The sequence below is a fragment of the Streptococcus sp. 3109 genome (genome assembly GCF_013276905.1).
GTDB lineage: Bacteria > Bacillota > Bacilli > Lactobacillales > Streptococcaceae > Streptococcus.
In genome coordinates, this window is sequence record NZ_VMLY01000012.1 from 37,026 (window position 1) to 49,524 (window position 12,499).

Here is a 12,499-nt window from a genome sequence, read left to right on the forward strand (position 1 = left end):
GCGCTTACCTGCAAATCCCTTTCTTTCCAAGTTCCTCTTCCAATCAAGTTTGTGAAATAAAAAATATTTGAAATAAATTTCACAAATTCCAAAGATAAGACCTGATAAGAAAAGAAAATGAGAAAAATTTCACAAGGAACTAAAAATTCTTTGTGAAATGTTCATGAAACTGTTTACAAAGTTGAAATAATGCGTTATAATAAACTTGTGAAAAAATTAACAAAGGATTAAATCCTTGAAAGCTATGGAGGAAAATATGGCTGATAAAAAAACTGTGACACCAGAGGAAAAGAAACTCGCTGCTGAAAAACATGTAGATGAGTTGGTGCAAAAAGCTCTCGTAGCCCTTGAAGAAATGCGTAAATTGGATCAAGAGCAAGTCGACTATATTGTGGCCAAAGCGTCAGTAGCAGCTTTGGATGCCCATGGAGAATTGGCTTTACATGCCTTTGAAGAAACAGGACGTGGTGTGTTTGAAGATAAAGCAACTAAGAACTTGTTTGCTTGTGAACACGTAGTAAACAACATGCGCCATACTAAGACAGTTGGCGTTATTGAAGAGGACGATGTAACAGGTTTAACCCTTATTGCTGAACCGGTCGGTGTTGTTTGTGGTATCACTCCAACAACAAACCCAACATCAACAGCAATCTTCAAATCATTGATTTCATTGAAGACACGTAACCCAATCGTCTTTGCCTTCCATCCATCAGCACAAGAATCATCTGCTCATGCAGCACGTATCGTCCGCGATGCAGCTATCGCAGCAGGAGCTCCTGAAAACTGTGTGCAATGGATTACTCAACCATCTATGGAAGCAACTAGTGCCCTTATGAACCACGAAGGTATTGCAACAATTCTTGCAACAGGTGGTAATGCCATGGTTAAAGCGGCTTACTCATGTGGTAAACCAGCTCTTGGGGTAGGTGCCGGAAACGTTCCAGCTTATGTTGAAAAATCAGCTAACATTCGCCAAGCTGCACACGATATCGTCATGTCTAAATCATTTGATAACGGTATGGTCTGTGCATCTGAACAAGCGGTTATCATTGATAAAGAAATTTACGATGAATTTGTAGCAGAGTTCAAATCTTACCATACTTACTTTGTAAACAAGAAAGAAAAAGCTCTTCTTGAAGAATTCTGCTTTGGCGTGAAAGCAAACAGCAAAAACTGTGCTGGTGCAAAATTGAACGCTGACATCGTTGGTAAACCAGCAACTTGGATTGCAGAACAAGCAGGATTTACAGTTCCAGAAGGAACAAACATTCTTGCTGCTGAATGTAAAGAAGTTGGTGAAAATGAGCCATTGACTCGTGAAAAATTATCACCAGTTATCGCAGTTTTGAAATCTGAAAGCCGTGAAGATGGTATTATTAAGGCTCGTCAAATGGTTGAATTTAACGGTCTTGGTCACTCAGCAGCCATCCATACAGCTGACGAAGAATTGACTAAAGAATTTGGTAAAGCTGTTAAAGCTATTCGTGTTATCTGTAACTCACCTTCTACTTTCGGTGGTATCGGGGACGTTTACAATGCCTTCTTACCATCATTGACACTTGGATGTGGTTCTTACGGACGCAACTCAGTTGGGGATAACGTTAGTGCCATTAACCTCTTGAATATCAAAAAAGTCGGAAGACGGAGAAATAACATGCAATGGATGAAACTTCCTTCAAAAACATACTTTGAACGTGATTCAATTCAATACCTTCAAAAATGTCGTGACGTTGAACGTGTCATGATCGTTACTGACCATGCCATGGTAGAGCTTGGTTTCCTTGATCGTATCATCGAACAACTTGATCTTCGTCGTAATAAGGTTGTTTACCAAATCTTTGCTGATGTAGAACCGGATCCAGATATCACAACTGTAAACCGTGGTACTGAGATTATGCGTGCCTTCAAACCAGATACAATCATCGCTCTCGGTGGTGGATCTCCAATGGATGCTGCTAAAGTAATGTGGCTCTTCTACGAACAACCAGAAGTGGACTTCCGTGACCTTGTTCAAAAATTCATGGATATCCGTAAACGTGCCTTCAAATTCCCATTGCTTGGTAAGAAGACTAAATTCATCGCAATCCCAACAACATCTGGTACAGGATCTGAAGTAACACCATTTGCCGTTATCTCTGATAAAGCAAACAACCGTAAATACCCAATCGCGGACTACTCATTGACACCAACTGTGGCAATCGTAGACCCTGCCTTGGTATTGACAGTTCCTGGATTTGTTGCTGCGGACACTGGTATGGACGTATTGACCCACGCGACTGAAGCTTACGTATCACAAATGGCTAGCGACTACACTGACGGTCTTGCACTTCAAGCTATCAAACTTGTATTCGAAAACCTTGAAAGCTCAGTTAAGAATGCAGACTTCCACTCACGTGAGAAAATGCATAACGCTTCAACAATCGCTGGTATGGCCTTTGCCAATGCCTTCCTAGGTATTTCTCACTCAATGGCTCATAAGATTGGTGCGCAATTCCACACAATCCACGGTCGTACAAATGCTATCTTGCTTCCATACGTCATTCGCTACAACGGTACACGTCCAGCTAAGACAGCAACATGGCCTAAGTACAACTACTACCGTGCAGATGAAAAATACCAAGATATCGCACGCATGCTTGGACTTCCAGCTTCTACTCCAGAAGAAGGTGTGGAATCTTACGCAAAAGCTGTCTACGAACTTGGTGAGCGTGTAGGTATCCAAATGAACTTCAAAGCACAAGGAATTGATGAAAAAGAATGGAAAGAACATTCACGTGAATTGGCCTTCCTTGCTTACGAAGATCAATGTTCACCAGCTAACCCACGTCTTCCAATGGTTGACCACATGCAAGAAATCATCGAAGATTCTTACTATGGTTACAAAGAAAGACCAGGACGCCGTAAATAATTGTTATCAGCCTAGAGGCAGGAGTTATCCTGTCTCTTTTTTGTAATTCTATTTGAAAAATGGTATAATCATCGCATATATTTATTTGAAAATCAAATCTTTTATAATCATGCGAGGGGCAAATGAACAAGATAAATGAGTTAGGGGATAAAGTGCGACTTTTAAGAGAGGAGAAAGGACTTAGTCGTCCAGTTTTTTGCGGGAATGAGTCTGAATTATCAGTCCGTCAGTTGGTGCGGATAGAAAAAGGAGAATTTCGCCCGACTATAAAAACACTAGAATATATTGCAGAACGATTAGAAATTCCGTCCTATGTCTTGATGCCAGATTATAAGGAATTACCCAAGCGTTACCAAGAATTAAAATACTTTCTTTTACATCATCCTGACTATGGAGACAAGGAGTTGCAGGAACAAAAGGAAGAATATTTCGATGAGATTTTTGAGTGTTTTTATGATGATTTGCCACGTGATGAGAAAGTGCTAGTGGATTGTCTTCAAGCCATAGATGAAGTGAGAGCGACTAGTAATTCCTTATACGGAAGTGGTGTGATTGAGGACGGTCTTCAAGACTTACTATCCAGAGATGTATATAAAGCCGAGGACTTGTTGAAATTGAGACTGTATTTCAACTGTCAGTTAATGGATGGTTTAAATGTGGGTGAGATAAAAGAATCTGAGCATGAAACCATTCTTTGTTTTCATGACAAACTAAGTTCTCAGGTTGATAAGATAGAGTTCGATTGTTTGGACTTGCTTAGAGATTCCTTGTTAGCTTCTTTAGCTTGTATAGAAATTATGGGGTTGTTTCATTATTTTAAGAGAGCAGTTGAGACCTTAAATAAAATAGGGCAGAAAACACGAGATTTCCAAAAGCAACCGATTGTCTTGATGGTGGAGTGGAAATATTATCTTCAGACTGATTATAATACGGCAAAACAAAAGTATGAAGAAGCAAAAATGATGGCGAGGATGTTTGGCAATGAGAAGTTAATCGTTAGTTTAGATAATGAATGGGCCGAGGATCTAGAGAGATATCGTTAAAGAGTTTATAGGGGTGACATTTCTGTCATTGAGAGAATGCCGCTTTTTTGTTACAATGAATTTTATACTCAATGAAAATCAAAGAGCAAACTAGGAAACTAGCCGCAGGCTGTACTTGAGTACGGCAAGGCGACGTTGACGTGGTTTGAATTTGATTTTCGAAGAGTATTACTTGATATACATCCAGAAGCAAACTAGGCAATAGAGAAAAAATTCTAAGCAGTAGGTTCATAGTGGCAATCAGTGCTGATGTCGCTTGAAGGCTTTTCTATAATTATGATGTATGACGATAACAGTTTTAAATAAGGGGGAAAGAATGTCCATTTTATCCATTAAAAATATTTCAAAGTTTTACACTTTGGACGGTAAACATCAAGAGCAGGCTCTAAGAAATATTAACCTGCAGATTGCAAAAGGTAAAATTACAGCGATTTACGGTCCGTCAGGCTGTGGCAAAACCAGTCTACTAAACATCATCAGCGGTTTAGACAGACAATATGAAGGAGGTTTAGAGTTTAAAGGGGAATCCCTCCGTGACTTATCAGAGATTGAACTAACTCAATTTCGTAAAGATAAGATTGGATTTGTGTTTCAAAACTTTAACCTTATTCCTCATCAGTCTGTCTTGGACAATGTCAAGCTACCTCTCTATGTCAAAGATTTATCTGACAGGGAGATGACAATGATTGCAAAGGAGCAATTAAGTAACTTGGGCATGGAGCCTTTTATTACTAAAAATGTTAAACAGCTTTCTGGCGGGCAAAAGCAACGTGTAGCAATCGCGCGTGCCTTGGTAAATCAGCCTGATATGATTGTAGCAGATGAACCAACGGGTTCGCTGGACTCTCAATCCCAAGAAATGGTATTGGAGGTATTTAAAAAATTAGCCCAAACAGGGAAAACAGTACTGATTGTAACCCATAATCCAGAGGTTGCCGAATATGCAGATGTGATTATCAAAATGAAGGATGGTGAAGTCGTTGAAGAAGTCAAAAAATAAAGGATTATCATTGAAAAATAAATTCAAACTTTCTTTAAATAACTTTCTGGAAAGAAAATGGCGTAACCTATTGATTGCGCTAGCAACCTCAATCGGTTTTGTAGGAGTCTTGATTTCTTTTGGATTGGGAAATGCCTTGATTTCGATGATTGATGAAAATACGAATGGAGGTCAAATTCCTTCTCAAGTTCAGATTGCTTTAAACACAAAAAATGTTGGACGAGGCTTTTTGAACCAAGATGATAAGAACTATATCACGGATACAGTTGGAAAAGAAGCTATTAAATATTTGGAGAGTCCTTTTGGGATGATTATGTCAAATATTACTATAGATGGGCAAGAAATGGATCTGAGTCAAACGATGCCTTCTTATGCTCAAGTAGTGAGTCTCTATGAGGATACAAGTATTTCTGTTAGTAGTAATGAGGCGGACAAAGTATTAGCTGGTTCCCTCTATACTGATTCAAATGAACAGGGATTGACGATTCCAAGCAGTTTACTAAAAAATTGGAATGAACAGACAGGAAAAAATCTGACAGCTAATGATGTTATTGGCAAATCAGTCTCAGCTAGCATTGTAGAAAATGCTGCTGAAGCTAGTAAGACTGCTCAATTTCAAACAAAGATTGTACGTGTAATCAATGATGAAGATGACCTGGAGGACAGCAACAGTTTCATGCCGTCTCATCAAATGGAAGCAATCTTGAAAGAGGCTGGATTTACAAAAGCTGTATCTTATTTTATCTTGGAACTCAAAGATCCATCACAAACAAAAGCGATAACAGAAGAATTGCAGAAAAACAAGAAGTATACTGTTCTTTCTCAACAGAAGGTTCTTGATATTGTGATTACTTTTATTCGTGTCATTCAGGGATTGTTGATTGTACTTTCATCACAAGCTATTGTGGTAGCAGCGGTCATGATTGGTATCATCATTTACATCAATATCATGCAACGTTCTAAGGAAATAGGTGTCATGAAGGCAGTTGGTTATCAAAATCGTGATGTCAAAGGAATTTTTATTTACGAGGCTATCTGGATTGTAGGCATCGCCTTGCTACTGGCCTTTTTGGTAGCACAAGGGGTGGGAAGTTTGGCGAATGCGGTTGTAAATCATTTTTACCCATCCATCACTAAGGTTTTTGAATTAAATTTGTTATCTGTTTTAGGAACTCTAGCTTTTGCTCTATTACTTGGTTATGTCTCAGCCTACTTCCCAGCACGTAAAATTAGTAAAATGGATCCTGTAGAATCGCTACGATATGAATAGTAAGGGAGTTCTTGATTTATATCCTTAAAAAGAAACTAACATAGAAAAACAATGTCCGTACTTGCAATTAAACTTAAATAGTTATATAATAGGTTTGTTGAAAGGTGATTTGTAGTGATTCAAGTTACTCTTTTCACAATAAAAATTTCATGATTTTCATAAGGAGGAAATCACTAATGGTAGTTAAAGTTGGTATTAACGGTTTCGGACGTATCGGTCGTCTTGCTTTCCGTCGTATCCAAAATGTAGAAGGTGTTGAAGTTACTCGTATCAACGACCTTACAGATCCAGTTATGCTTGCACACTTGTTGAAATACGACACAACTCAAGGTCGTTTCGACGGTACTGTTGAAGTTAAAGAAGGCGGATTTGAAGTTAACGGTAAATTCATCAAAGTTTCTGCTGAACGTGATCCAGAACAAATCGACTGGGCTAACGACGGTGTAGAAATTGTTCTTGAAGCTACTGGTTTCTTTGCTAAGAAAGCAGCTGCTGAAAAACACTTGCACGCTGGTGGAGCTAAAAAAGTTGTTATCACTGCTCCTGGTGGAAACGACGTTAAAACAGTTGTATTCAACACTAACCACGACGTTCTTGACGGTACTGAAACAGTTATCTCAGGTGCTTCATGTACTACAAACTGCTTGGCTCCAATGGCTAAAGCTCTTCAAGACAACTTTGGTGTTGTTGAAGGATTGATGACTACTATCCACGCTTACACTGGTGACCAAATGATTCTTGACGGACCACACCGTGGTGGTGACCTTCGCCGTGCTCGCGCTGGTGCTGTAAACATCGTTCCTAACTCAACTGGTGCTGCGAAAGCTATCGGTCTTGTAATCCCAGAATTGAACGGTAAATTGGACGGAGCTGCTCAACGTGTTCCTGTTCCAGCAGGTTCTGTAACTGAGTTGGTAGCAGTTCTTGAAAAGAACGTTACTGTTGATGAAGTGAACGCAGCTATGAAAGCAGCTTCAAACGAATCATACGGATACACTGAAGATCCAATCGTATCTTCAGATATCCTAGGTATGTCTTACGGTTCATTGTTTGATGCAACTCAAACTAAAGTTCTTGACGTTGACGGTAAACAATTGGTTAAAGTTGTATCATGGTACGACAACGAAATGTCATACACTGCACAACTTGTTCGTACTCTTGAATACTTCGCAAAAATTGCTAAATAATTCATGAGTCGATAAAAAGCAAGGCCTCTTGGTCTTGCTTTTCTTATATGGAAAAATGGATGACACAATCATCCATTCTTTTTTATTTCTCTTTCGAAAGTATCTGAAAGGGCAGTGAAGCTTAATTTTTCTAATGTAAGTGGATGGGTAAAGGAAAGTCGGAAGGCATGAAGCATAAGCCGACTTATCTTTGAATTGCTGTTATAGAGAGGGTCGCCCAAAATAGGGAAGTTATGATGCGAAAGGTGTACACGGATTTGATGGGTTCGACCTGTCTTTAGTTTGCAATGAACCAAGGAAGTCTTGTTTTGGAATTGCTTTAATCTGCTTACATGTGTTTCAGCATATTGCCCATTTTTTGTATCAACTATTCGCTTTCTGCGGTCATGGCGATCACGTCCGATTTTGTCTCTGAAAACAAGTTCTTTGCTGTTGATATTTCCGTCAACGAGTGCCCAATATTCCCTAGAAATCTCTTTTTTCTCCAATAAGCGATTGAGAATAGGTAGGATAAAAGGATTTTTGGCAAAGAGAACTAAACCACTGGTTTCCATGTCCAGACGATGAACGACATAGCAGGTTTGGCCAACATAGGCACTGACATGGTTAAGAAGGGCGATTTCGTTCGGCTGATTACCGTGGGTTTTCATCCCCTCTGGTTTGTTGACAATAATCAAGTGTTGATCTTGATAAACCTCTTGAACGAGGTTTGGGTTGCCCCAAGGAATTTCCTTTTTGGGATAATCTTCCTCATCAAAAGTCAACTGGCAAACATCCCCAGGGCTTACCATCTCGTTCCAGTGAACTTCTTCTTGGTTTATCAAAATATGTTTCTTGATTCTCAAAAAATGACGGATTTTTCTAGGGATGAGGAGTTGTTCCTCAAGTAATTGCTTTACCGTCATTTGAGGTAGAGAGTCTGGTAATGTAAATGTGAATTTCATACAGATATTGTAACAAAAAACCCCCTATTTTGATAGGAAATAGCTAAATTCTTGTCTTCCTATGATGAAGATGATAAAATAAACGCATGAAATTAGATAAATTATTCGAGAAATTTCTTTCTCTTTTTAAAAAAGAAACAAGTGAACTAGAGGACTCTGATTCTACTAGCCTACGTCGCTCTCGTAGTGATCGAAAAAAATTGGCCCAAGTAGGTCCAATTCGAAAATTTTGGCGTCGTTATCATCTAACAAAGATTGTCCTTATACTAGGTTTGAGTGCAGGCTTGCTAGTTGGAACCTATTTGTTTGCTGTGGCCAAGTCAACCAATGTCAATGATTTGCAAAACGCCTTGAAAACTCGGACTATCATTTTTGACCGTGAAGAAAAGGAGGCTGGTGCCTTGTCTGGTCAAAAGGGAACCTACGTTGAATTGACTGCTATCAGTAAAAATTTGCAGAATGCCGTTATTGCGACAGAAGACCGTTCCTTCTATAAAAATGACGGGATTAACTATGGTCGTTTCTTCTTGGCTATTGTCACTGCTGGTCGTTCAGGTGGTGGCTCTACTATTACCCAACAGCTGGCTAAAAATGCCTATCTGTCGCAGGATCAAACTGTTGAGAGAAAAGCGAAAGAATTTTTCTTGGCTTTAGAATTGACTAAAAAATATAGCAAGGATCAGATCCTAACCATGTACCTTAACAATGCCTATTTTGGAAATGGTGTGTGGGGTGTAGAAGATGCGAGTAAGAAATACTTTGGAGTTTCTGCATCAGAAGTGAGTCTGGATCAAGCTGCGACTCTGGCAGGGATGCTGAAGGGACCGGAATTGTATAATCCTTTGAATTCCGTACAAGATTCGACTAATCGTCGCGACACTGTCTTACAAAATATGGTTGCAGCAGGATATATTGATAAAAACCAAGAAACCGAAGCTGCAGAAGTTGATATGAATTCTCAATTGCACGATAAGTATGAAGGGAAAATCTCAGATTACCGCTATCCTTCTTACTTTGATGCGGTGGTTAATGAAGCTGTTTCCAAGTATAATCTAACAGAGGAAGAAATTGTCAATAATGGCTACCGCATTTACACAGAGCTGGATCAAAACTACCAAGCAAATATGCAGGTTGTCTATGAAAATACAGTGCTATTTCCGAGGGCAGAGGATGGAACATTTGCTCAATCAGGAAGTGTCGCTCTCGAACCGAAAACAGGGGGAGTTCGTGGAGTTGTCGGTCAAGTTGCTGGCAATGATAAAACGGGATTCCGGAATTTCAACTATGCAACCCAATCGAAACGTAGCCCTGGTTCTACAATTAAGCCTTTAGTTGTTTATACGCCAGCAGTTGAAGCAGGCTGGGCTTTGAATAAGCTCTTGGATAACCATACCATGCAGTATGACAGCTATAAGGTTGATAACTATGCAGGGATCAAAACGAGTCGAGAAGTTCCCATGTATCAAGCCTTGGCAGAATCGCTTAATCTACCTGCTGTTGCCACTGTTAATGATTTGGGCCTTGATAAGGCTTTTGAGGCGGGCGAAAAATTTGGACTCAACATGGAAAAGGTCGACCGTGTTCTTGGTATTGCCTTGGGAAGTGGTGTCGAAACCAACCCACTTCAAATGGCTCAAGCATATGCTGTTTTTGCCAATGAAGGTTTAATGCCGGAAGCTCATTTTATTAGTAGAATTGAAAATGCTAGTGGACAAGTTATTGCTAGCCATAAAAATTCACAAAAACGGGTGCTTGATAAGTCTGTAGCTGACAAGATGACTAGTATGATGTTGGGGACATTCACCAACGGAACCGGTATTAGTTCATCGCCTGCAGATTATGTCATGGCAGGGAAAACTGGTACAACCGAAGCTGTTTTTAATCCGGAATACACAAGTGACCAGTGGGTGATTGGTTATACTCCGGATGTGGTGATTAGTCATTGGCTTGGTTTTCCGATCACTGATGAAAATCACTATCTAGCAGGATCTACTTCAAACGGTGCAGCCCATGTCTTTAGGAATATTGCAAATACCATTTTACCTTATACACCAGGAAGTACCTTCACAGTTGAAAATGCATATAAGAAAAACGGAATTGCACCAGCTAACACAAAAAGACAAGTACAAACCAATGATAATAGCCAGACAGATGATAATTTGTCTGATATTCGAGGACGTGCGCAAAGTCTAGTAGATGAGGCTAGCCGGGCTATCTCGGATGCTAAGATTAAGGAAAAAGCTCAAACAATATGGGATTCGGTAGTCAATCTATTTCGCTAAGATGCTTGTCAAAGCCTAGCTTTCTTGTTATAATAGATAAGATGGAGGCGTTATGGCACTAAAAAAAGCAAGCCTAGCTTGTGCGGTTTGTGGTTCGAGAAACTATTCAATCAAGATCAGTGGAAACCCCAAGCCTACACGACTAGAAGTAAATAAATTTTGTAAGCATTGTGGCAAGTACACTACACACAGAGAAACGAGATAGGAGAGAGCGATGCGTTTTATTGGAGATATTTTTAGACTTCTTAAAGACACAACATGGCCAACTCGCAAGGAAAGCTGGAGAGATTTTCGTTCTATCATGGAATACACAGCTTTCTTTGTAGTAATTATTTACATTTTTGACCAGTTGATTGTTTCAGGTTTGATTCGATTTATTAACATTTTTTAGAAGAGTAGTGAAAGTACACTAAAAATCTTCTATTTATGAAAGGAAATATCATGGATAGTTTTGATAAAGGGTGGTTTGTTTTACAAACTTATTCTGGTTATGAAAATAAGGTAAAAGAAAATCTATTACAACGTGCACAAACCTACAATATGTTGGATAATATTCTACGCGTTGAAATTCCAACGCAAACAGTGCAAGTTGAAAAAAATGGAAAGAGAAAAGAAGTAGAAGAAAATCGCTTTCCAGGTTATGTTCTTGTAGAAATGGTCATGACAGATGAAGCTTGGTTTGTTGTGCGAAACACACCAAACGTTACAGGATTTGTCGGATCACACGGGAACAGATCAAAACCAACTCCATTATTGGAACAAGAAATTCGTGACATTTTGGTATCTATGGGACAAACTGTTCAAGAATTTGATTTCGATGTTGAGGTTGGTCAAACTGTACGTATTATTGATGGTGCTTTTGCAGACTACACTGGTAAGATTACAGAAATTGATAATAACAAAGTGAAGATGATTATCTCTATGTTTGGTAATGACACAGTTGCAGAAGTAAACCTAAACCAAATCGCAGAATTATAACCCAAAGAGAGGCAAGACCTCTCTTTTTTGTGCAGTTTAGACGGTGTAGGGAACAGAATGGGGGGAAATAACCAAATTAGCTTTTTGATTTGTTAAACTGTATTTAGAAAGGGGGAGATTATGCTTAAAGAATTGTATGAAGAAGTCCAGGGGAGTGTATATAAGTGTAGAAATGAATATTGCCTTCATTTATGGGAACTATCGGATTGGGACCAAGAGGGTATGATTTGCTTACATGAATTGATCAGTAGAGAAGAAGAATTGGTAGAAGATATTCCACGTTTAAGGAAATATTTCAAAACCAAGTTTCGAAATCGAATTTTAGACTATATCCGTAAGCAAGAAAGCCACAAACGAAGATATAATAAAGAACTTTATGAAGAAGTGGGTGATATAAGTCATCGTATAAGTGAGGGCGGTCTGTGGCTAGATGATTATTATTTCTTTCATGAAACACTAAGAGATTATAGAAACAAACAAAGTAAAGAGAAACAAGAAGAACTAGAACGCGTCTTAAGAGATGAACGCTTCCGAGGGCGTCAAAGAGTGCTAAAGGACTTACGCATTGTGTTTAAAGAGTTTGACATCCGTACTCATTAGGAATTCATGCAAAAAAATAAAAAAAGTTTAAAAAAGGTGTTGACAAAGTTTAAAAAGCCTGTATAATAGTAAGAGTTGAAAATAACAACTCTGGTCCGTTGGTCAAGGGGTTAAGACACCGCCTTTTCACGGCGGTAACACGGGTTCGAATCCCGTACGGACTATGGGTATGTTGCGGTAGAAACACTTGATGAAAAAAGTTTTAAAAAAGTTTCAAAAAAGTGTTGACAAGCGAAAGCGACTGTGATATACTAATATAGTTGTCGCTTGAGGGAAGCGAGTGACAA

General features: G+C 39.1%; 11 protein-coding genes and 1 tRNA gene. 11 read left to right on the forward strand and 1 reads right to left on the reverse strand.

Annotated elements, in window-relative coordinates; translation table 11 throughout:
* Window positions 1–256 precede the first annotated feature (256 nt).
* From adhE to gap, 5 genes are all read left to right on the forward strand, one after another.
* Window positions 257–2,908 (forward strand): bifunctional acetaldehyde-CoA/alcohol dehydrogenase, encoded by a 2,652-nt coding sequence (gene adhE / locus HT698_RS07000; RefSeq protein ID WP_173218210.1) that lies wholly within the window; start codon window positions 257–259, stop codon window positions 2,906–2,908.
* A gap of 122 nt (window positions 2,909–3,030) precedes the next feature.
* Window positions 3,031–3,951: an XRE family transcriptional regulator gene (locus HT698_RS07005; RefSeq protein ID WP_173218212.1), complete on the forward strand. Its 921-nt coding sequence runs from the start codon at window positions 3,031–3,033 to the stop codon at window positions 3,949–3,951.
* Window positions 3,952–4,267: 316 nt separating this feature from the next.
* Window positions 4,268–4,951 (forward strand): ABC transporter ATP-binding protein, encoded by a 684-nt coding sequence (locus tag HT698_RS07010; RefSeq protein WP_173220056.1) that lies wholly within the window; start codon window positions 4,268–4,270, stop codon window positions 4,949–4,951.
* A complete protein-coding gene (locus tag HT698_RS07015; RefSeq protein ID WP_173220053.1) occupies window positions 4,920–6,221 on the forward strand; it encodes an ABC transporter permease in 1,302 nt (433 codons plus the stop codon). Before HT698_RS07010 ends, HT698_RS07015 begins: the two co-directional genes overlap by 32 nt.
* 176 nt (window positions 6,222–6,397) lie before the next feature.
* On the forward strand, window positions 6,398–7,408 hold the full coding sequence (gene gap / locus HT698_RS07020) for a type I glyceraldehyde-3-phosphate dehydrogenase (protein WP_000260662.1): 1,011 nt from the start codon (window positions 6,398–6,400) through the stop codon (window positions 7,406–7,408).
* 68 nt (window positions 7,409–7,476) lie between these two features.
* On the opposite strand, the gene HT698_RS07025 is transcribed toward gap, so the two are convergent.
* Window positions 7,477–8,352 carry an RluA family pseudouridine synthase gene (locus HT698_RS07025; RefSeq protein WP_240147149.1) on the reverse strand — a complete coding sequence of 292 codons (876 nt, stop codon included), beginning with the start codon at window positions 8,350–8,352 and terminating at the stop codon, window positions 7,477–7,479.
* Between the two features lie 86 nt (window positions 8,353–8,438).
* Between HT698_RS07025 and pbp2a the strand changes: the two genes are divergently transcribed.
* The 6 genes from pbp2a (at window position 8,439) to HT698_RS07055 (ending at window position 12,376) form a co-directional block, all read left to right on the forward strand.
* Entirely contained in the window at window positions 8,439–10,634 is a 2,196-nt protein-coding gene (pbp2a, locus tag HT698_RS07030; RefSeq protein WP_173220050.1) for a penicillin-binding protein PBP2A, read from the forward strand.
* Between the two features lie 52 nt (window positions 10,635–10,686).
* A complete protein-coding gene (rpmG, locus tag HT698_RS07035) occupies window positions 10,687–10,839 on the forward strand; it encodes a 50S ribosomal protein L33 (RefSeq protein ID WP_001809375.1) in 153 nt (50 codons plus the stop codon).
* A gap of 9 nt (window positions 10,840–10,848) precedes the next feature.
* Window positions 10,849–11,025 (forward strand): preprotein translocase subunit SecE, encoded by a 177-nt coding sequence (gene secE / locus HT698_RS07040; protein ID WP_001210991.1) that lies wholly within the window; start codon window positions 10,849–10,851, stop codon window positions 11,023–11,025.
* Between the two features lie 50 nt (window positions 11,026–11,075).
* Complete coding sequence (nusG, locus tag HT698_RS07045; RefSeq protein ID WP_000376739.1) at window positions 11,076–11,612, forward strand: transcription termination/antitermination protein NusG; 537 nt, start codon at window positions 11,076–11,078, stop codon at window positions 11,610–11,612.
* A gap of 120 nt (window positions 11,613–11,732) precedes the next feature.
* Window positions 11,733–12,212, forward strand: a complete 480-nt coding sequence (locus HT698_RS07050; protein ID WP_173220047.1) for a sigma-70 family RNA polymerase sigma factor — start codon at window positions 11,733–11,735, stop codon at window positions 12,210–12,212.
* Window positions 12,213–12,304: 92 nt separating this feature from the next.
* Window positions 12,305–12,376, forward strand: a tRNA-Glu gene (locus HT698_RS07055).
* The last annotated feature ends 123 nt before the right edge of the window (window positions 12,377–12,499 follow it).